Source organism: Albimonas pacifica (assembly GCF_900113695.1).
Classification (GTDB): domain Bacteria; phylum Pseudomonadota; class Alphaproteobacteria; order Rhodobacterales; family Rhodobacteraceae; genus Albimonas; species Albimonas pacifica.
In genome coordinates this window covers 1-20,681 of sequence record NZ_FOQH01000006.1, presented here as the reverse complement: position 1 = coordinate 20,681, position 20,681 = coordinate 1, and the positions used below count along the sequence as shown (strand labels likewise).

The 20,681-nt window shown below is 71.2% G+C and carries 22 protein-coding genes and 1 pseudogene; all 23 read left to right on the top strand.

Features of this window, described 5'->3' with window-relative positions; translation table 11 throughout:
- Positions 1-23 precede the first annotated feature (23 nt).
- Positions 24-632: a hypothetical protein gene (locus BM064_RS13860; RefSeq protein WP_092860394.1), complete on the top strand. Its 609-nt coding sequence runs from the start codon at positions 24-26 to the stop codon at positions 630-632.
- On the top strand, positions 629-1,378 hold the full coding sequence (locus BM064_RS13855) for a hypothetical protein (protein ID WP_092860393.1): 750 nt from the start codon (positions 629-631) through the stop codon (positions 1,376-1,378). The genes BM064_RS13860 and BM064_RS13855 overlap by 4 nt, the downstream gene beginning before the upstream one ends.
- Before the next feature lie 110 nt (positions 1,379-1,488).
- Positions 1,489-2,250: a hypothetical protein gene (locus BM064_RS13850; protein ID WP_092860392.1), complete on the top strand. Its 762-nt coding sequence runs from the start codon at positions 1,489-1,491 to the stop codon at positions 2,248-2,250.
- Between the two features lie 109 nt (positions 2,251-2,359).
- Positions 2,360-2,890: a helix-turn-helix domain-containing protein gene (locus tag BM064_RS13845; RefSeq protein ID WP_092860391.1), complete on the top strand. Its 531-nt coding sequence runs from the start codon at positions 2,360-2,362 to the stop codon at positions 2,888-2,890.
- Entirely contained in the window at positions 2,880-4,919 is a 2,040-nt protein-coding gene (locus tag BM064_RS13840; protein ID WP_092860390.1) for a phage terminase large subunit family protein, read from the top strand. Before BM064_RS13845 ends, BM064_RS13840 begins: the two co-directional genes overlap by 11 nt.
- 11 nt (positions 4,920-4,930) lie before the next feature.
- Positions 4,931-5,146, top strand: a complete 216-nt coding sequence (locus tag BM064_RS13835; protein ID WP_092860389.1) for a phage head-tail joining protein — start codon at positions 4,931-4,933, stop codon at positions 5,144-5,146.
- Between the two features lie 17 nt (positions 5,147-5,163).
- Positions 5,164-6,162: a hypothetical protein gene (locus tag BM064_RS13830; protein ID WP_092860388.1), complete on the top strand. Its 999-nt coding sequence runs from the start codon at positions 5,164-5,166 to the stop codon at positions 6,160-6,162.
- 26 nt (positions 6,163-6,188) lie between these two features.
- Positions 6,189-7,652, top strand: a complete 1,464-nt coding sequence (locus tag BM064_RS13825) for a phage portal protein (RefSeq protein WP_092860387.1) — start codon at positions 6,189-6,191, stop codon at positions 7,650-7,652.
- Positions 7,639-8,745 carry a head maturation protease, ClpP-related gene (locus tag BM064_RS13820; protein ID WP_092860386.1) on the top strand — a complete coding sequence of 369 codons (1,107 nt, stop codon included), beginning with the start codon at positions 7,639-7,641 and terminating at the stop codon, positions 8,743-8,745. Before BM064_RS13825 ends, BM064_RS13820 begins: the two co-directional genes overlap by 14 nt.
- A gap of 1 nt (position 8,746) precedes the next feature.
- Entirely contained in the window at positions 8,747-9,409 is a 663-nt protein-coding gene (locus tag BM064_RS13815; protein ID WP_177236255.1) for a head decoration protein, read from the top strand.
- 100 nt (positions 9,410-9,509) lie between these two features.
- Positions 9,510-10,559, top strand: coding sequence for a major capsid protein (locus BM064_RS13810; protein WP_092860384.1), 1,050 nt, complete (start codon positions 9,510-9,512; stop codon positions 10,557-10,559).
- Between the two features lie 10 nt (positions 10,560-10,569).
- A complete protein-coding gene (locus tag BM064_RS13805) occupies positions 10,570-10,875 on the top strand; it encodes a head-tail joining protein (protein WP_092860383.1) in 306 nt (101 codons plus the stop codon).
- Entirely contained in the window at positions 10,872-11,285 is a 414-nt protein-coding gene (locus tag BM064_RS13800) for a hypothetical protein (protein ID WP_092860382.1), read from the top strand. Before BM064_RS13805 ends, BM064_RS13800 begins: the two co-directional genes overlap by 4 nt.
- Positions 11,282-11,875 (top strand): hypothetical protein, encoded by a 594-nt coding sequence (locus BM064_RS13795; RefSeq protein WP_092860381.1) that lies wholly within the window; start codon positions 11,282-11,284, stop codon positions 11,873-11,875. The genes BM064_RS13800 and BM064_RS13795 overlap by 4 nt, the downstream gene beginning before the upstream one ends.
- 13 nt (positions 11,876-11,888) lie before the next feature.
- Positions 11,889-12,293, top strand: coding sequence for a phage tail protein (locus BM064_RS13790; RefSeq protein WP_092860380.1), 405 nt, complete (start codon positions 11,889-11,891; stop codon positions 12,291-12,293).
- Positions 12,293-12,664, top strand: a complete 372-nt coding sequence (locus BM064_RS13785; protein ID WP_143103328.1) for a hypothetical protein — start codon at positions 12,293-12,295, stop codon at positions 12,662-12,664. Before BM064_RS13790 ends, BM064_RS13785 begins: the two co-directional genes overlap by 1 nt.
- Positions 12,665-12,830: 166 nt before the next feature.
- Complete coding sequence (locus BM064_RS13780; protein WP_177236254.1) at positions 12,831-15,959, top strand: coiled-coil domain-containing protein; 3,129 nt, start codon at positions 12,831-12,833, stop codon at positions 15,957-15,959.
- Positions 15,956-16,468 carry a hypothetical protein gene (locus BM064_RS13775; RefSeq protein WP_092860377.1) on the top strand — a complete coding sequence of 171 codons (513 nt, stop codon included), beginning with the start codon at positions 15,956-15,958 and terminating at the stop codon, positions 16,466-16,468. Before BM064_RS13780 ends, BM064_RS13775 begins: the two co-directional genes overlap by 4 nt.
- Entirely contained in the window at positions 16,465-16,842 is a 378-nt protein-coding gene (locus BM064_RS13770) for a hypothetical protein (RefSeq protein WP_143103327.1), read from the top strand. The genes BM064_RS13775 and BM064_RS13770 overlap by 4 nt, the downstream gene beginning before the upstream one ends.
- Positions 16,839-19,634 carry a host specificity factor TipJ family phage tail protein gene (locus BM064_RS13765; protein ID WP_092860375.1) on the top strand — a complete coding sequence of 932 codons (2,796 nt, stop codon included), beginning with the start codon at positions 16,839-16,841 and terminating at the stop codon, positions 19,632-19,634. Before BM064_RS13770 ends, BM064_RS13765 begins: the two co-directional genes overlap by 4 nt.
- Positions 19,635-19,637: 3 nt before the next feature.
- Positions 19,638-19,988, top strand: a complete 351-nt coding sequence (locus BM064_RS13760) for a hypothetical protein (RefSeq protein WP_092860374.1) — start codon at positions 19,638-19,640, stop codon at positions 19,986-19,988.
- Entirely contained in the window at positions 19,985-20,437 is a 453-nt protein-coding gene (locus tag BM064_RS13755; protein WP_092860373.1) for a hypothetical protein, read from the top strand. The genes BM064_RS13760 and BM064_RS13755 overlap by 4 nt, the downstream gene beginning before the upstream one ends.
- Positions 20,437-20,681: pseudogene (locus BM064_RS13750) on the top strand (hypothetical protein); the annotation flags it as partial. The gene BM064_RS13755 and the pseudogene BM064_RS13750, both read left to right, overlap by 1 nt.

Sequence of the window (20,681 nt, the reverse complement as noted above, 5' to 3'; positions counted from 1 at the left end):
CCTTCGGACAGCAGGAGGCCGAAATGACCGAGACCGGGGAACTGGCTGAGAAGGATATGCCGGGCCGGACCCGCGTGCGAACCCTGCTGATCGAGCCGCTGGAGGCGCAGGGGATGCGCCGCAAGGCGAGCGTGACGGTCGAGGCCCACCGGGAGCGGCTGGGCAAGCTGGCCGAGCGCCTGGCGTACATGAGCCCCTCCGGCCTGCAGGCGCTGCGCGAGGTGCTCGCCCGGCTGGGCGAGGGGCCGCGGCGCGACGTGTGGCCGTCCGACCTCGTGATCCTTCGCTACGCAGAGGGGATCGAGACCCCGCCGCCGGCGGGGAACCGCCTGCTGATCAGCTACATGCGCTCGGCCGCCGGCCGCGAGGCCTGGGCGCGGAGCCCGTTCGAGGCCGCGGAGCTGGCGCGATACCTCGTGCGCTCGAAGCGGCCGCCGCCGGGCGAGGACGCCCGGCGCGGGATAAGGAGCCGGGCTGCCGAGCGCGCGAAGGACGTCGCCTCGGCCGAGCGGCGGAAGGGGCAGGGCCGCGCGAGCGAAGACGACCTGCGCCTGCTCGCCGAATGGGAGATGGGGCGGGCGCGGGTCCATGCGCTGGTGTTCCCGAGCGAACCGGAGATGGGGGGTGGATGATGCGGCGTGAGGCGAAGAGCAGGGCGAAGCGGGCAGGAGCGCCATGCGGCGGCGAGGCTGATCAGGCGCTCCGGATCGACTGGTCAGCCGCCTACGGCGTCCGCGTCGCGCCGGAGGAGGCGGCGCTCGCGAAGCACGTCGAGCGGGTGATGACCGGCGCGCGCGACCGGCTCGACGGCCCCTTGAACGACGTCGGCCCGCGCGGCCCGGCCCGGCCCGAGCTGCGGCGCGAAGAGGTCGAGGTCGCGGCCTATGCCCCCGCGGCGCGGGTGATGAAGACCACCACCCAGCAGGTGATGCGCCGCGCGCCTGCGCGGGTGCTGCGAGGGCTGCCGGACGGCTGCCAGGCCGCTGCCCGCGAATACGAAGGGCTCGTCGAGCGCATTGCATCGATCCGTGGCCCGGGCGAAGGGCGGGGCGGCGGGCTGAGCGACGGCGGCGCGACGACCCGCTGCGCCTGGGCGGAGCGGCTGCGCACCTGGGAGGACGTGATCGGGCAGGAGGTGGTGATCGCCCAGCGGGGCGTGCATGCCCATGCCGACCGCGGGCGGCGGGCGATCACGCGGCTCGACGTGGTGCGGGCCGTGGTGCTCGACGGGAAGGGGACCGGCGACGTGCTGGCGCGGTTCGGGTGGTCGAGGAAGTCCACCAACCAGGCGGCGCTCGGCGAGGCGCTGTCGGACGCCCTGACCGACCTCGCGGTGCACCTTGGGCTGATCGATCCGCGCGAGCGACGGCGCGCTTGACTGAAAGTCGCATTCGCGGCATCTTCCCCGTCACGCTGTAGAACCGCGCCCGGATGGCTCCCGCCGCCCGGGCGCGTCTCGTTCAAGCCCCCCGCCATCGGAGATCGACCATGTCTCGCGTGACCGTTCGCGGTTCGCTGAGCCGCTCGCCCGTGGCGCGGCAGATGCGCTTCGCCGCGGCGGTGGCGCTCACCCGCACCGCGCAGGACGTCAAGGCGGCGACGCAGACGATGCTCCAGCAGAAGCTCGACCAGCCGAGCCGCTGGACGCTGAACTCGGTCGCGATCACGCCGGCGACGAAGGCGAACCTGACCTCGCGCGTGTTCTTCAAGGAGTGGGCCGGCAAGGGCGTCGCGGCGGGGAAGTACCTGATCCACATGGAAACGGGTGGGGTGCGACGGGCGAAGCGGTTCGAGGCTGCGCTGATCCGGGCGGGCATCCTGATCGAGGGTCAGCGGGTCATCCCGGCCGATGGCGGGAGCCTGGACGCGCCCGGGCGGAACGTCGGCGGGCGCTACACGCGGCTGCTGTCCGCCCTTCGTGCGTCATCCGACCCCTACCAGAACGCCAGCCTGGCCAACATCCGCAAAGGCAAGAACGGGCTGCGCAAGCGATCGGCCTACACCGCATGGGTGCAGCGCGACGATGCCGGCCAGGCGGTCGCGATATGGGAGCGCGGCACGTTCACCCATGACCGATCCGATGGGACCTCGAGCAGGATCTACACGGCCCGCCCGGTGCTCCTCGTCGTAGGCGGGGCCCGGTATGCGCCGACCCTGGACTTCCGGGGCCTCGCCGCCCGAACCGTCCGCGATCGCTGGCCCGCCCGGATGCGCGAGGCGCTCGATCGGGCCATCAGCACGGCCCGGTGACGCTGGTGGGTCCTTCCCGGCAGGGTCGTGTCACGGGATATTCGAACCCTGTTGGTTCTGAAGTGCGAGCGATTTCAAAGGGTGCAACACGCAACAGCGGCGCAACACCATGCAACAGGATCGTGTAACGCCGGCTGAGGCGGCGCGGCAGCTCGGATGCAACCGCGCGACCGTCGGCCGCTGGATCAAGAAGAACGAGGCGCTCGCCGACACCGAAGGGTTGGTGAGCGTCGACGAGCTCCGGCGCTACCGCGCGGAAGTCCTCAACCCCGGCAACGTCACCCGCGGTCCGAACGTCGGGGAGAGCGAAGCGGCGGCGCCCGCCCGCGGGCCGTCGATGAACGATCATCGGGCCCGGCGGGAGCGGGCGCAGGCGGACGAGGCGGAGCTCGACCTGGCCGAGAGGCTGGGCCGGACGCTCGACCGCCGGCAGGTCGAGATCGCGATCGGAGAAGCGGCCGAACGGATGCGCCAGGCCGGCTTGCAGGCCGCCCGCGACAACGCCGAGGCGCTGTCGCGGATCGAGGATCCGAGGGAGATGGAGCGCGCCTTGGTCGCCTTCTTCGACGGGGCGCTGTCCGCCGCCTCGGAGGCGCTCGAGAAGGAACTCGCGGGAGACGTCGTCGCCGATGCCGCTTGACGCCCTCGACCAGCTGCCGGAGGCGCGGCCGATCATCTTCGGCGCCTTCGCCCGGGCCTTCGCGCCGCGTCCGACCCGGCGGGTGTCAGAGTGGGCCGAGGAGGTCCGCGAAGTCTCCGCGGAGTCGGGCTCGCGGTATCCGGGCCGGTGGCGGAACGACCGCGCGCCGCATCTCGAGGAGATCATGGATGCGCTCGGGCCGCAGGACCCGTGCGAGGACGTCGTGGTGGTGGCCTCTGCGCAGGTCGGCAAGACCGAGATCGGGCTGAACTTCTTCGGCTACGTGGTCGATGTCGACCCCGGGCCAATGATCACGGTTCTGCCGTCGATCGAGGAGGCGTCGAAGTTCAACAAGACGAAGCTGCAGCCCAGCATCGACGCCACGCCGGCGCTCCGGCAGAAGGTCCTGGAGTACACGGACAAGAGCGAGCGCGGGTCGACCGTCAACTTCAAGCGCTTCGCGCGAGGGTTCAACCAGCTCACCTTCGCCGGCAGCTCCAAGGGACTGCAGATGATCTCGGCCCGCTACACCTGGGGCGACGAAATCTCGGAGTGGCCGTCCGAAGCGGGCCAGCGCGGCGGACCGATCGATCAGCTGAAGAAGCGCACGGTGATCTACGAGCGGGATCGCAAGCGACTTTGGACCTCGACGCCCTCGATCAAGGGCTCGTGCAAGATCACCGAGCTCTACGATGAATCCGATCAGCGGAAGCGCTACGTGCCGTGCCCGCACTGCGGCGCCTACCAGCTGCTGAAGTTCGACAACCTCAAATGGGACAGCGATGAGTGGCCGCACCGCGCATGGTTCCGCTGCGCCGCCCACGGCTGCGTCATCGAGTCGACCGAGCGCCTCGAGATGCTGCGGGCTGGCGTCTGGATCCCGACGGCGGGCGAAGGCCCGGGCGACTGGATCGAGGCCGCGGAGGTCGAGACCTGGTGCGCCCGACCCGCATCGAGCCGAGTCCGCGGCTACCACATCTGGGCCGCGTACAGCCTCATGGTCAGCTGGGACCAGATCGTCGCCGACTGGCTCGGCGCCGAGGGCAAGGAACAGCGTCTGAAGGCCTTCACCCAGCAGGTGCTGGGCGAGGCGTTCGAGGAGAAGGGCGACGCGCCGGATCCCGAGCTCCTGCTGGCTCGTCGGGTTCCCGGTCTACAGCGGGGCGTCCCGGGCATCGGCCCGCTGATCTTCACCGGCGCCGTGGACTGCCAGGCGAACCGGATCGAGTGGGCGGTCTGGGGCTGGTCGGAAGGCATGACGCGCTGGCTGGCCGACTGGGGCGTGATCGAGGGCGATCCCCACGGCGCCGAGGTCTGGGCGGCTCTCGCCTCGGAGGTGCTACCGCGCCGTTACAGCCCCTCGGGAGGCGAGCCGATCGACGTCGAGGCCTGGGCGGTCGACAGCGGTTACGCCACGAACAGCGTCTACGCGTTCTGTCGGGGCCGGCCGCGGGTGTTTGCGGTCGATGGGCGCAAGGGCCGGACGTTCCCGATGATCGGGACGCCGTCGAAAGTCGACATCACCATCCGCGGCGTGAAGCGGAAGAAGGGCGCGCTGCTCTGGCCGGTAGGGGGCTGGTCGCTGAAGAGCGACCACTACGCCTCCGCCCGGCTGACGCTCGACAGGGATCCTGCCGAGGGCGGTCCCTGGGCGCCGGGCTCGATGATCCTTCCTGGCGACGTCGATCTCGCCTACTGCCGGCAGCTGACCGCCGAGTACCTCGCCACGGTCGAGGTGAAGCGAACCGGCCAGAGCTACCAGGAGTGGCGGAAGCTGGCCGGGCAGGCGAACGAGGCGCTCGACATCGCCTGCTACGCCCGCGCGATGGCGAACCATATCGGCGTCGATCGTCTGACCATCCAGCAGTGGGCGACGCTTCGGGCGCAGCGCGCCGCGCCGCCAGAGAAGCCGCAGGGCGACCTGTTCGCGGTCGAGGTCGCGCCTGCCGTCGAGCCCGCACGGCCCGCCCGCGCCGCGAAACCAGCCCGGCGGCGGCGCAGCGGGCGGTCAAGCTACCTGCGGGATTGAGAGGAGCCGTCATGGCGACACTGAGCGAACTCCAGGCCCGCCGCGAGGCTCTCGAAAAGGCGCTCGCGAGCGGCCATCGGCGCGTCGAGTACGACGGCAACAGCGTCGAGTACCGCTCGGTCGCCGAGATCCGCTCGGCGCTCTCGGTGGTGAGCAACGACATCGCCCGTCTCTCCGGCTCCCGTCGCCGGAAGCGGATCTTCATCTCGGCCGCCCGCGGCTACTGATCACATCGAGGTCCAGGATGAAGCGGCTCGAACAGATCCTGCTGGCGCAAACAGCCCGGCCCGGCAGCGTCGAGCGAATGGTGCAGGATGCACTGAAGCTGCCAGCGCAGAACCACGCGGCGACGAACGGCGATGAGTACGCCGGGGCGGTCGAGCGGTTCGCGATGGACGACGCGTTCGAACCGCTTCTTGAGGAGGCCTTTGACGAGCACTTCAGTTGGTTGAGCAACGGCGCTGCGGTCGACGAAGTCGTCGACGGAATTTCGCGTTTCGTCTTCCGTCTGCCTCTTGGCTCGTTCTGGCTGGACTGGAAGACGAACGGCTTCTTCGCCAGCCCGGGCCGGGTGCTGGCATTCAACCTCATCAAAGGCCGGAAAGTCGCCGCGACGTTCCCTATGCATCTGGAGGAGACGCCAGCTGGTTGGCGTATCGTTCTTCCGCCGGACGACCTGGAGAGAATGCGTCGCGACGCGCCGTATGACGCGATGGCATGGGTGTCGATGGCGGTTCGGTTCGCTCTTCTCTGCACGATGCTGTCGCAGCACAATATCAGAACCGTTCGGCGCGTCGCCCCTGCGCGCGCGTCCGCTGCCGCCCGGCGAGCTTTTCGAGTTTCGATGCAGCGTGGCCGGCCGTGGTTCTCGCACAACGTCGTCACTATGAAGGCGGGTGACACGTCCATTCACCGAGGCGAGGTGAGCGCCGGATGCCTCGGCGTCGGGCGTCGGGCGCATCGAAGCATCGGCCACTGGCGCCTGATTATCCCAGCGAGCGGCGAGCCGGCCTATTTCACCTGGGTGATGGACAGCGAGCGTGGCGACCCCGCGCTCGGCCGGGTCAGCAAGACGCGCGTCGTCAAGGCGAGCGCCGGCAGCCTCCGGCGGAAGGGGTTCCCGGTTCCCGGCTTCGCCGGTGAGAAGGGCATGCGCGTGGACGCCGCGAGCGGCGACATCATCTCGCAGGCCCCGGCGCAGTCCGCCATGGGTCCGGCAGGCCGGCTCTCCGGCTGGTTCTAACGACAACCCCACCAGGAGATCGCAGCGTGACCAAAGCCACGGCGCCCTCGCCAGAGGGCTTTCCGCGCATGTCCGCTCCGCCGGCCAGCGCGCGCGACGTCGCGCGGCTGAGCCGCCAGGTGCGGGCCTATGCGCGCCTGGCGGCCGGGCAGTCGGCGCGCCGGCTGCGGTCCTGGAACCCGCCCCTCGAGCACATCAACACCGCCCTCAGGAACGGGGGCGAGAAGCTCCTCCAGCGCGCGCGAGAGATGGAGGCGTCGAACGCCTATGCGGCCCGCGCCGTGGAGATCTGGTCGGGCTACGCGGTCCGCGACGGCATCCGGCCCACGATCCGGAACGCGAGGGCCCGTGCGGCCTGGGAGGACTGGGTCGACGACTGCGACTTCGACGAAATCGACGGCCTGGCCGGCCTTCAGGACCTGGTGGCGCGCGAGGTCTACGTGGGCGGCGAGGCCTTCGTTCAGAAGGTGATGGTCGGCGACCGGCTGACCATCAAGGTGCTGCCCTCGGAGATGCTGCCCCTTCGCGATCTGGGCCTGCCCTCGACGGCAGGCGGCGAGGTCCGCTCGGGCATCGAGTTCGACGCCTCGGGCCGGCGTGCGGCCTACCACTTCTATTCGCGTCATCCCGGCGACCTGAGCAGCGGGAAGGTCACGGCGCCGCCGACGATCCGCGTGCCGGCGTCCGAGGTGATCCACGTCTACGAGCGCCGCAACGCCGGTCAGATCCGCGGGCTGTCGCGCCTCGCGGCCGGGATGATCCGGCTTTGGCTGCTGGACGGCTACGACGACGCCGAACTCGACCGCCAGCGCATCGCGGCGCTGTTCGCCGCCTTCGTCACGCGCCCGGCCGACGAGGAGCCTTCCTCGCTGCTAGGCGAGGATGCCGACAACCCCGGCGCGCCGGCGACCGCCGACACGGGGGCCGACGACCAGGCCGCGGTGCTCGACCTGGCGCCGGCGCTGGTTCAGTTCCTCGAGCCCGGCGAGGAGATCACCTTCACGAACCCGCCGCAGCTGCAGGGACAGTACGAGGCCTTCCAGTACCGGAACCTGCTGGCCGTCGCGGCCGCCTTCGGCGTCCCCTACCACTCGCTGACCGGCGACGTGGAGAAGGCCAATTACTCGGCCTCCCGCGCCGCGCAGCTCGACTTCAAGGTCGGCATCACCCGCTTCCAGAACCGGTGCCTGATCGGCCAGCTCGGCGCCGGGCTGCGCCGCTGGTTCCTGGCGGACGCCGCGCTGCTCGGCCGGGTCTCCGCCGCAGCGGCGCGCGAGCGCTGGGTCTGGAACTCGCCGCGCTGGGACTGGGTGGACCCGAAGGCCGACTCGGAGGCCGCCGCGCTCGAGGTCGAGCGTGGCTTCACGTCCCGGCGGCGCGTGGTGGAGAGCCGCGGCTACTCCCTCGAGGAGATTGACCGCGAGATCGAGGAGGACCGCTTCCGCGTCGGTCCCGGCAACGAGGAAAGGATCCACGATGAAGAAGCGTAGCGTCCTGCGGACCGCCATGGCGCGGTTCTTCGCACTGGCCGACGAGCGGCCTGCCGCGATCGAATTCGAGGGGCTGGATGCCGCCATCGCGGCGGCGGCCCGGGTGGCGCGGCTGATGTCGCCCCAGGCGAAGGGCGGCTGGAAGGCGCAGGCCGCGGGCGGCGAGATCGCGATCTTCGGCGAGCTGACGCCCGGCTTCTTCGATGCGACCGGCTTCCTCGCCGAGCTCGCGGCCCGCAACGGCGAGCCTGTCACCATCTCGATCATGTCGCCCGGCGGCGACGCGCTTCTGGGGATCGCGCTCTACAACGCCCTGGTCCGCTACTCCGGCGAGGTCACGGTCCGGATCGAGGGCATCGCCGCCTCGGCCGCGTCGCTGGTCGCGATGGGCGGCGACAAGATCGTGATGCCGGAGAACGCCTGGCTGATGATCCACACGCCCTACTCCTACGCGTTCGGGCGGTCGGACGACTTCGAGCGCGTCGGCGCCCAGCTGAAGCGCCTCGAGGAGACCTATGCCGCGACGTACGCGGCGCGGAGCGGGCAGGATCAGGCGCGCGTCACCGAGATGATGGAGGCGGAGACCTACCTCGACGCGGCGCAAGCGGTGGAGCTGGGCTTCGCCGACGAGACCGAGCAGCCGATGAAGCTCGCCGCGCGCCTCGACCCCGGCCGCCTGCCGGGCTCGCCCCCGGAGGCGCTGGCCCGCTCGCTGGGCGAGATCGAGAACCCCGCGCCGCCGAACCCGGCCGCATCCCCTGCCGCGACGCCCGCGCCCGCGGCGACGCCGAGCCCGCTCGCGCAGGCCCCGGCCGACGCCGGCGCGGCTGTCGCCGAGGCGGAGAAGCGGGCGCGGAACCGCGCGACCGAGATCGCGGACCTCTGCGAGCTGGCGGGGCGCCCGGACCGCATCCGCGCGTTCCTGGCGAGCGAGAAGACCATGGAAGAGATCCGGGCGGAGCTTCGCGGCGCCGCCCGTCCGGCCGCGTCCCCGGACGCGCGCCTCAACACGCCGTCGTCGGCCCTGGCGCGGGCCTCGGCCGACGACCTCTGGAATGCGTGGCGGAAGCCCCGCGGCAGCAAGGGAGCCTGACATGGCGACGAAAACCGAAACCGCCCATGCGGGCGAGTTCATCGCGAGCGAGGCCTCGGGGCGCCGCTCGCGCGACGTGGGCACGGTCCTCTCGGGGACGCCCGCGATCCGGGCCGGCGAGGTGCTGGGCAGGGTGACCGTCGACACCACCGACATCGTGGCGGCGGCCTTCGCCGGCAACGCGGGCGGAACGGGCGCCATGACCCTGGCCGACCCGGCCTTCGCCGCCGGAGTGAAGGCCGGCGTCTACCGGGTCACCTGCATCGAGCCGGCCACCAACGCCGGAAAGTTCGAGGTGGTCGATCCGGACGGCGTGGCGGTGGGGATCGCCACGGCGGGCGTCGCCTTTGACGGCGTGATCAAGTTCACGATCGCCGACGGGGCGACGGACTTCGTGGCCGGCGAGGGCTTTACGGTCACGGTCGCGGCGGGCGCGCTGAAGTGGACCGTCTGCGATCCCGACGCCTCCGACGGCTCGCAGGTCGCGGCCGGCGTGCTCTACGAGGCGGTCGACGCGTCTGGCGGCGACATCTCGGGCGTCGTGGTCGTCGTTCGCGACGCGGAGGTCACGAAGTCGCTGCTGTCCTTCCAGGACGGCGTGGACGCCGGCGAGAAGGCCGCCGCCTACAAGCAGCTGGCTGCCGTCGGCATCATCGTCCGCTGAGCGGGCCGCCGGAGCCGGCGGGGGCGCGGCCGCGCCCTCGCCACCCCACGGCGCAAGCGCCGACCCCCCCTTCCACGACATCTCCAAAGGAGACATCGCCATGGCGAATCTCGCCGATGTGGTGAACGACGAAGCGTTCGCCGTGACGGCCCTGACGGCCGCGTTCGTGCAGCAGGATCACGTCCCCGGGCGCGCCGGGGAGCTGGTCTTCCAGAACGTGGGCGAGGGCGTGCAGACCCTGACCGCGTCCTTCGAGGTCGACCAGGACGTCATCACGCTCCTGCCCACCGCGCCCCGCGGCGGTCCGGGGAATCGCGAGGGCCGCAGCAAGCGCAAGCTGCACTCCGTCCCGATCCCGCACGTGCCGGATGACGATACGATCCACGCCTCCGAGGTGGCGGGGATCCGCGAGATGGGCACGACCGACGCCGTCCAGACGGTGCAGAGCAAGGTCAACTCGCAGCTGCGCAAGATCGGCCTGCGGCACGATCTGACCCTCGAGAACCTGCGCTTCGGCGCACTGCAGGGCGTGGTGCGGGACGCCGACGGCGTCGCGCTCTACAACCTCTTCGACCTGTTCGGCGTCACCCAGGAGGCGGCGGTCAACTTCGCGCTCACCACCTCGGCCACCGAGGTCCGCACGAAGTGCCACTCGGTGATCCGGGCGATGCGGAAGAACGCCAAGATGGCGATGCCCAGCACCGCCAAGGTCTGGTGCTTCGCCGGCGACAACTACTTCGACGCGCTGGTGGAGCATCCGAACGTCAAGGGCGTCTACGACGGTTACGCGGCCGCGGAGCGTCGTCTGGGCGAGAGCTACGCCTACGGGGTGTTCGAGTTCGGCGGCATCTTCTTCGAGAACTACCGGGGCTCCGACGGGGTGAGCGGCGCCGCGAACACCGCGGCAGGCGGCGCCGTCGGCATCGGTCCGGACGAGGCGATGTTCTTCTGGTCGGACGCCCCGGGCATGTACGGCGAGTACTACGCCCCGGGCGACTTCGTCTCGGAGATGGGGTCGACGGGCCTTCCGCGCTATGCCTCGATCGCCCTCGATCCGCTGCACGGCCGCTACATCGACGTCCACACCGAGCAGAACCCGCTTCCGGTCTGCCTGCGGCCCAAGACGCTGATGAAGGCCACCAAGGCCTGAGGGGCTCGCCGTGAGCTCTCCCTTCGACGGTTCGCCCGACGCATTCATCGCGGCGTTCGGGCGGACCGTCACCTTCGTGGACGCCCTCGGCCGGACCCGGGAGGTCCAGGGCATCTTCCGCCGTCCGAGCGTCGACGACTTCGAAACGACCTACCGCCGCTCGACGCTCGACGTGCGGGATGCCGACGCCGAGCACATGGCCGACGACGGATCGTGTCTGATCCTGGTGGGCGACGAGTGGTTCGAGCCGAAGTCCGCGCAGCCCGACGGCTATGGGATGACCCGGTTCGAACTGAAGCTGAGATCCAACGCATGACTCTCGCCCGCAAGCGCCTGCGCGACGCCGCCAAGACCGCGCTGCGCGCGATCCCCGGGCTGACCGTCGATGGGCCCCGCGCCTTTCTGCAGAACCTCGACCGGTTGCCGTCCGCCGGCGTCCTCACCACCGAGGAGGGCCGGAGCCGCCTCGACAAAGCCGGGACCGTGTCGCGACGGATCGACCTGGCGGTGCGGCTTCGTGCGTCCGGCGACAACGTCGACGACATGCTCGATGCCCTGGCCGAGCAGGTGGAGGCCGCGTTGATGGCGGACGCCGCCCTGCAGGAGATCACCGGCGATGACGTCCCCTTCGAGGCGGTCGCCGCCTCGTTCGAGCTGGCCGAGATGGCGGGCGAGGTCCCGGTCGGTCAGCTGACCCTGGTATTCGTGGCGGAGGTGCTGGAATGAGCTGGCCCAACTTCGACGGCCGCGTGGTGGTGATCGCCGCCTCGGGCCCCTCGCAGCGCGAGGACGATCTTGCGCTCCTTCAGGGCGAAGACGTCGACGTCATCGCGATCTCGGAGACGTGGCGCCTCGCGCCCTGGGCCCGCTGCCTCTACGCCTGCGATCTGGACTGGTGGGCGCTCCGCGAACCTGCGGCCGACGCCTTCGATGGTCAGCGCCTGATCGGCTATGGGCAGCGCGCCGGCTGCACTCCCTGCCGCGTGCAGCCCCACGCCGAGATGCTGTGGGACGGCGAACGCCTTGGGGGCGGTGCGAACAGTGGCTACCAGGCGCTGAACCTGGCCGCCGTGATGGGCGCCGCCCGCGTCGTCCTGACCGGCTTCGACTGCAAGGGCCCCGGCGAGCACTGGCACGGCCGGCACGCGGCGCCGCTCCGCCAGACCAACGCGCTCTGCGTGGCGCGCTGGATCGAATACTTCGACGCCGCCGCGCCGGTCCTGGCCGAGCGGGGCGTCGAGGTCCTTAACGCGACTCGGGACACGGCGCTGTCGTGCTTCCCGCGCGCGTCCCTCCCCGAAGCGATCACGATCTGAAGGAGAACCCACGATGGCCATCAGGGGCTCGAAAATCGTCGTCAAACAGGGCGACGGCGCTTCGCCGGTGGAGGCCTTCACGGCCATCGCCGGCGGCCGCACCACGAACTGGACCCTCGGTGGGTCCGAAGCCGACACCACCGACTGGTCGAACACCAACACGACCTACCTCGACAGCATCCCCGACTTCGGGGTCACCTGCGAGGTGGTGTTCAAGGACAAGGCGGTGATCAACGGGCTGATCGCGGACCGCATGGCCGGGACCGAACGCACCCTTCAGGTCGACCTGGGCTTCGGCGTGTTCGAGGGTCCGATGATCCTCACCAGCCTCACGGGCTCGGGCGGCATGTCGGACGTCGCCACCTCGAGTGTGTCGATCCGGGCGACGGGCAACGTCAGCTACACGCCCGCCGCCTGATGCGGACCGAACTGGAGGAGCGCATCGCTGGCGAGCGAGTGCGCGTCGCCGTCCCGATCTCCGTCGCCGAGGCGGTGGCGGAGGTCGAGGATCGCATCGCCGTCGCCCTGGCTGCGCTGCGCGGCGGGTCCGTCCGCCTCACTCGCATCGTGATCCGCGACGGGATGAAAGCGGCCGGCCGCCAGGGCGACCTCGACGCCTTCTACGACGATCTCGTCGAGCGGGCCGGCTTCCTGCCGGTCTCGGCCTTCGCCTACCGGGCGCTGGCGGACTTCTACTCCAAGGCTGGCGAGACGGCCGCCGCGGGAAATGGGGACGCCGCGGAGGGGACGGCGGAGGCGACGACGGGCGCTTCCGGATCGACCGGCTGATCGGCCTCGGCCAGCAGCTGGGGCGGAGCGCGGCCGAGGTCCGCGGCTCCTCCCTCTCCGACCTCTTCGCGGCGATCAACGGCCACAACGAGATGCACCGTGGCGACCGCCTGAGCGACGCCGAGGTCCAGGACCTGCGCACCGAACTCTGGGGGGCGTGATCATCATGAACATCGCGACCGGGGCCGCGCTGGATGTCGACATCCGGGCGCGGCTCGACCCGTTCGAGGCGCAACTGCGCGAGACCGACGCCATGCTGGCCCGCGCCGGCGCGTCCATGGCCGTGAAGGCCGAGGCGCTGGACCGTGCGCTGGCCGATGTCGGCAAGCGCTTCGGCAAGGAAATCGACTTCTCGGACATCGACCGGGATCTCGCCCAGATGCAGGCGCGCATCGACGCGGCCTTCTCGGGCGGGAGCTTCGAGAACCCCGACCTGCCGGGCGTCATGGCCGAGTTGAGCGCGGCCCAGGAGGCGTTCTCGCGCCTGCAGGCGCAGGTTGACCCTGCGGCGGCCGCGCTGCGCACCTACGAGGCGGCGCAGGAGAAGGTGGCGCGTGCGGTCGAGCTGGGCATGGTCAGCCAGCGGGAGGCGAACGACGTGCTCGCGCGGGCCGGGCAGGCCTATGAGACCGCGATCTCCGGCCTGCAGCGATATGAGGCGGTCGCCCAGACCAGCGCCCGCGCCTCGGCGCAGGTGTTCCAGGAGTTCTTCGCTGCCGGCGACGCCGTGGCGGCGGTCGAGCGGCAGCTCGATCCCGCGGCGGCGGCGCTGCGGCAGTACGAGACGGTGCAGGCGGAGGTCGCCCGCGCGGTGGAACTCGGCGCCGTCACGCAGGCCGATGCGAACAGGGTCCTCGCCCAGGCCGGCCAGCGCTACGAGGACGTGATCAGCAGCCTGCAGCGGGTCGAAGCGGCGAACGCGGGCAGCGCCCGCGCCTCGGCCGAGGTGTTCCAGCAGTTCGACGCCGCGGCGGACTCGGTCGCCGGCCTCGAGCGGCAGCTCGACCCGGCCACCGCAGCCCTGCACCAGTACGAAGCGGCCCAGCAGACCGTGGCGCGTGCCGTCGAGCTGGGGGCCGTTTCGCAGGCTGACGCGAACCGGGTCCTCGGACTGGCGGGGCAGCGCTACTCCGCCCAGATGGCCGCATTGGGCCGAGGAGCGCAGATTGGATCGCGCAGTTTCAACCGCTTCTCCGGCGAGATCCAGCAGGCCGGATACCAGGTCGGCGACTTCGCAGTGCAGGTCGCAAGTGGTCAGAACGCACTGGTCGCGCTGACCCAGCAGGGCGCGCAGCTCCTCGGCGCGTTCGGCCCTTGGGGCGCCGTGATCGGCGCGGCCGGCGCCATCGTCGGGGCCTTGACGATCTCCCTGATGGACGGTGAGACCGAGGCGAAGTCATTCGAGGATCGCGCGCGCGACCTGTCGAAGGTCGTGCAGGCGTATCGGGACGCGGCGGAGGGCGCCAAGGCTTCGACGGTCGACTTGGCCAAGACCTACGGCGCGGCGTCGGGCGCCGCTCAGATCTTCCTGAACACGCTTGCCGGGATCAGCAAGGCCGACGCGATCAAAGAGGCCAACGAGATTTTCGCCGAACTTGGCGAGACCTTGCAGCGCTTCGACGCTGGTTCCCCGCAGGCGTATCTGAAGGTCGCCGATGCGCTTTCGGCCGTCTACGAACGATTTGCCGAACTCGGTTCCAAGCCATCCGGGTTGGCTATCGAGGACGCCCTCAAGGCCACGGGCGTCGCCGACGCGTCGGTTCTGGCCGGTGAGATCGAGCGCCTTTCCGAGACCTTTGAAACCACCATCGCGAGGGCTGGCGAACTCGCGTCGGCGCTCGCGACCTTGCAGGGCGCGAAAGGTCCTCGCGAGCAAGCGGAGGCTGCCAAGGCGCTCCTAGCAGCGATGGAAGCTGCGCTGGGTCCGGTCGACGAAATGAACGGCGAGGCGCGCGGTCTCTATGAGGCTCTCGCGGAAGCCGGGCGCGCGGCAGCCGACCTGGCCGGGGCAGGACAGGGCGCCGGAAACGCGATCGCGTACGCAGTCGAGAAGGCCGAGGACCTCGTTCAGCGCCTCCGCGAAGCGGTCGATCAGGCGGCCGAGCTCACCAGATCCAGCATTTCAGGACTTGTCGAGGCCCGCATCAGGTACGAGCTCCGAGACGATCCAATCTCGCGCGCGAAGGCGCTAGCCGGACTCGAATTCGACCGCCGGACCGGAGACGTCAGCGGTGCGGACCCGATCCTGCAGCAGGGACTGGCGCTCCAGCGCGAAGAGTTCATCGCGACCGCGGCGGCGGCAGCTGAATACGAGCAGAAGCTCGCCAACTGGAAACGCGCCTCAAAGTCCGGATCGAAGGACGCCGACCAACTCGCCGACGCGGTATTCAACGCGAAGGCCCGCCTCGAGGAGATGACGGCCGCCCTCGGCGACGACGGCGCGCAGCTCGGCCTGACGGGCGACGCGCTCGTGCGCCATCGCGCGCAAACCGAAGCCGCCGCGGTCGCGCAGAACCTTCTCACGCGGGCCAAACGGGAAGGCTGGACGGTTTCGGCCGAGGAGCTCGAGCAGCTCGACGATCTCCAGAAGAAGTACGTGGAAGCCGCCGTCGCCAACGACGACCTCCGCCGTTCTCACGAAGCCAACGAGCAGGCGACGCGCGACGTCGCCGACAGCTTCCAGGACGCCATCCTCAGCGCCGACAGCTTCGGTGACGCGATCAAGAACCTGACGGTGGCTTTCGCCGAGCTGCTGGCGGAGTGGATCAAGGCGGCGGCGATCGAAGGCGAGGGCCCGCTTGCGGCTCTGCTAGGTGGAGGTTCCTACGGCGCAGGCGGAAGCGGCATTGTCGGCATGATCGGCAGCGCGGTTCTGCGCGGCGTGGTCGGCGGCTACTTCGGCGGACCGGACCTGACGGCCGACCCCACGCCCGGAATGTTTGGCCGCGCCATGGGCGGCGGTGTGCGTGCGGGCGAACCCTACTACGTGAACGAGCACCTGCACGGCGGCGCGAGGGAGGAGATTTTCGTGCCATCGGTGAACGGCGCGGTGCTCAACGTTCCTCAGGCGCAGGCTGCGCTTCGCGACGGCGCGGGCGGGAGCCGCGTCATCTTCAAGAACTACGGCGCCGACGTCTCGGTCGACACCTCGGGCCTCGACACGATCATCGCCGCCCGCGTCGACACCGCCACCCAGCGCGCGGTGCAGGCCGTCGAGAAGGCGGTCGCCGCCCCCGGCTCGGGCATGGACCGCGCCATGTCCGGGCGCGGCCAGAAGCGGGGGTCGCTGTCGTGACGCTCGACGCCCAGCTCGCCCGTCTCTACGCCAGCACGCCCGACGGACAGATCGGCGTCGCCGGCGTGAGCTTCGCGCATCCCGGCTTCTCCCGCGTCTGGCATCTCACCGACTGGCCATGGGCGTGGACTGGCGGCGACGGCGGCGGCGGGTCGGTGACCTACCAGCCCGGACCGATCGCCGTGGCGCCCCAAGGCCAGGACGAGAGCGGCCGGGGCCAGATGCCGGTCCGCCTCGTCGCCACGGCCGAGGTCTGCGCGGAGCTGGTCGCCGCCGCCGCCAACTCCGCGGCGCCGCTCCTGCTCACTGCGCGCACCTACATCGCCACGGCTCCGGCGACGGTCCCGGCCCCGACGCCGCGCCTGGTGATCAGCGCGCAGCTCACGGGCGTGGAGGTCGACCCGGATGCGAGCGTGATCTCCGGCATCGCGTCCATGCCGCGGCTCGACGGCATGGCCTTCGGACGGCTCCACTATCGCGACCAGTTCCCGGGGCTCGACCGGGCATGACCGATCGGGTGGTTCGCCCCACCGCCTGGGTCGGGGCGCCGTGGATGCGCGGCGGGCGGGACCCGGTGCGCGGCCTCGACTGCTGGGGGCTGGTGCTGCTGTGCCTGCCGGGCGTGCCGGACTACGCGGGCGACGCGACCGCCCGCGCGGCGCTGGCCCGGGCCACGGCCGAGGGCTGGGCCGATCCGCGGTGGCGTCCGCTGGCCACCCCGCAAGACCTGTGCCTCGTGATGCTGGACCGGACCCATGCCGGCGTCTGGTGGCGCGGCCACGCGGTCCACGCGACCGAGACCGACGGCGTCCGCGCCGACCCCGCCCGCGACCTCGCGCGGCTGGGCTTCCCTTCCCCGACCTTCCTGGAGTGGGTCCCATGACCTGCCGCATCGTCCTGATCGAGGATCTCGCCGCACCTCACGCGGCCGAGGCGGCGGAGCACGTCGGCCCGCTGGGCGGCTGGCTCGACGAGCGCCTGCCGGGCTGGCGCACGTCGGCCCGGCCGGTCTTCGTCCGGCGCGCCAACGGCGAGGAGATCGCCCGCGACGACGACCCCGAGCGGATCGCCAGGCTGACGCCGGACGAGGGCGAGATCGTTTCGGTGCTGGTCCTGCCGGCGGACCCCGTCACGATCGGCATCACGATCGCGATCAATCTCGCGATCAGCCTGGCCCTGACGGCGCTCTCGTCGATCCTGTTCCCGCCGCCGGAACAGCCGGCCTTCGAGAAGGCCCCGAAGGCGGGCACGGTCTTCGCGTCCAGCGTCCCGCCCAACCCGAACCGGCGCCACGAGCCCCTTCCGATCCTCTACGGCGCCCTGACCTACACGCTCGACCTCGCTGCGGCGCCATACTCCTACTACGAGGACAACGAGCAGTACGTGGTCGCGCTGCTCTGCGTCACCTGCGGCGAGTGCGAGATCAACGCCGTGCTGGCGGGCGAGACGAACGTCGACGACCTGCCGGACGGCGTGGCGGAGTGGAAGGCCTACGGCCCCGCCGATCACGGCCAGGTGCATGGCCGCATCGGCGACGACTTCGGGATCTGGGAGGACATGGTCACCAGCCCCGACGTCGACTCGCTCGACCTGCGCAGCGCGACGCAGGAGCAGAAGCTCGACATCCCGACCGAGTTCATCGCGCCCGACACCATCCGGCTGCTTGCGGCCGGCGACCGCGTGGAGGCCTTCGAGGCGGGCGCCACGATCGTCGTCAGCGGCAGCGCTTCGAACAACGGCGGCTTCACGATCGCCGCGGTGACCAAGGCGGCGGGCCACACCGACCTCGACGTGACCTCGGGCGTCGCCGACGAGGCGCCCACGCCCTCGCTGCTGCGCGCGTTCTCGAACGACGCCATCGCGACGCGCAACGGCCGGCAGCAGGTGTGGAAGATCGCCGAGGACCCCGCCCTCGGGACGCTCGGCCTCGCCGCCGGCGACGTGGTGCAGGTGACCGCCGCAGGCGGCGTCGACCAGACCGGCACGGTGGTCGAGTACAGCTACCGCCCGGACTACACCGAGGGCGAGACCGTCGCCGGAAACCACACGCTGAAGCTGCGGAACCCGGCCGGCGGGCTGGAGGTCGGGGTCTTCTCCGACTTCACCGTCTACGAGATGTCGGACCCGCCGACCTTCGACGTCAGCGGCATTCCCCGCTGGACCGGCCCGTTCCGCGTCACCAAGGCCGGGCAGAGCATCAACCGGATCGGCCTCGACCTCGTGTTCCCGGCCGGGCTCTACAAGGCGAGCCCCACCACCGGCGAGCTGATGGAGGACACGGCCGAGTTCCGTTTCCAGTGCCAGCAGATCGACACCGACGGGAATCCGGTCGGCGACTGGCAGACGGTCGACTACGCGATCTCGACCACCGACGTGCTCGGGTCCGGCGCGGGAGCCGACCCGCTGAACACGCCTATCCGGCTCACCGAGACCATCTTCGTCGGCACGGGCGAGTGGCGGATCCGCGGGCGCCGGACCAACGAGGAGTCGGCCGAGGCGAGCGACCAGAGCCGGTGCGTCTGGGAGTTCCTCAAGGGGCAGCGGATCCTCCGCAACCGGCCCGTCTACGGCCCGACCACGATCCTCGCCTGCCGGTTCAAGATCTCGGCGGGCCTCTCGGGCAAGGCCGTCGGCAGCATCCGGGCGAGCGCGCAGCGTCGCCTGCCGCAGATCCGCACGCCCTACGACGGGACCACGCTCGGCCTGTCCCGCTCGCCGGTCCGGGCGCTCTACGACATCTGCTGCAACCCGGACTATGGCCTCGGCCTCGACCCCGCCGTGTTCCTCAACCTCTCCGAGCTGCGAGCCGCGCGGACGCTGCACACCGGCGCCGGCCTGCACTTCGACCACGTCTTCACCAGCCAATCCTCGGCCTGGGAGGCGATGGCCATCGCCCTGCAGCCGGCGCTCGCGAAGCCCTCGATCGTCGACGGGCGGGTGACGGTGCTGCAGGAGGGGCCGAAGGCGGCGCGGACGATGATGTTCAGCCCCATCAACGTGCTGCCCGGCACGCTCAAGGTGGCCTTCGGCTTCCGGAACGACGGCGACCCGGACGGAGTGCGCATCATCTCGCACCAGGCCGACAGCCTCGCCGAGGTGGAGTCGATCTTCCCCGCGACCAGCGTGCGGCCCACCGAACAACGGATCTATGGCCTGACCGACAGCGCCGTGGCCGACGACCTGGCCAAGGTGCGCTGGCGCGAGCGAGCGAGGGCGCAGACGCTGGTCGAGCTCTCCGTGCGCGGCGACGGGCGCATCCCGCGCCGCGGCGACCGCGTGGGCCTGAGCTGGCCGACGTTCGGCTGGGGCGACGCCTGCGTGCTGGTCGAGGTCGACGGCCTCGACCTGCTGCTCGACCGTCCCGTGCCGGACATCTCCGGCGGCTCGCGCTGGGCGGCGATCCGGACGGAGACGGGTGGCGTGGTGGGGCCGGTCGCGATGACCAAGACGGGGCCGCGCAGGATCACCCTGGCTGCGGATCCGGGGGTGGAGCTCTTCGTGCTCGGCGGCGCGCAGGAGCCCACGCATATCGCCATCGGCCGCGGGTCGGGCTTCCTGATGGACCTGACCGTCGAGGAGATCGCCCAGGGCGACGACGGCGGCGCCCGGATCCGGGCGAAGGGCTATGTCGAGAGCGTCTGGGACGGCACCGTCTTCGAGGCGTTGGAGACCTGAGCCATGGCGACCTGGCCCGCCTCCGTTCCCGCTGCGCTGGTCCGCGGCTACGGCCCCCGCGTGGGCCTGCCGGCGGCCCGCCCGGACTTCGGGCGGGGCTACACCGGGCAGGTGCGGCTCGCCCGGCGGCTGACCGTCGTTCAGCCGGCGAGCTGGCATCTGACGCCCGAGCAGATGCGCGACCTGACCCTCTTCCTGCGCGACCACGCGGACGCCTGGGCCGTGATGCCGCTCCGGATGGTCGACGAGGACGACGCCGTCACAACCGCCAAGGCGCGAGTCACCGGCCCCGTCTCGCTGGGCGAGGAGGGTCGCGGCTGGCTGGCCTCGGCCGAGCTGGAGATCGCCCGATGAACGTGTTCCCGACCCTCGCGAAGCAGCTCCCGCTGCGCCAGGGCTATGGCGTCGAACTCGGGACCGGGGTCACCCGCCACCCCATGTCCGGCGCGCACGCGCGGCGCGAGCGCGGCTGGCTGCACTTGCCGATGGACGTGCGGGCGACCTGGGCCGTCACCCGCGCCGAGCGCGCGACGCTGGTCGACTTCCTCGACGCCGTCGGCGTCGCCGAGTTCTGGGTCCCGCTCCGCGTGCCTGGTGACCCCAGGGCCTGGCGATCGGTCCTCGCTCGCTGGGCGTCCGGGTTTGAGATCGGCCATCTCTCGCCGTCTCACGACACGGTCGCCGCGGCTCTGACCGTGCTCCACGTCCCGATCGTTCTCGACTTCGGCGGCCTGCTCACCCCCGGCGGCGACGATGCGCTCGCCCCGGACGGCAGCCCCGCCAACTGGGAGGTTCTCGCCTGATGGTCATGCCCGCCGACCGTGAAACGCCCATCCGCCTGGGCGAAGTCTTCGCCGGCCCCGCCGCCGCCGGCGCCGAGATCCCCCTGGGCGGCCTCGTGATGCGCAAGGCGGACGGCCGCCTCACGCATGGCGCGGTCGCCACCGGCGCGATCGGGGTCGGCCGCGCCGAGGCCCGCGTCGACAATTTCGGCGGCCTCGACGGCGCGCTGAAGGTCCCCTACCGCCCCGGCGTCTTCATCTTCGA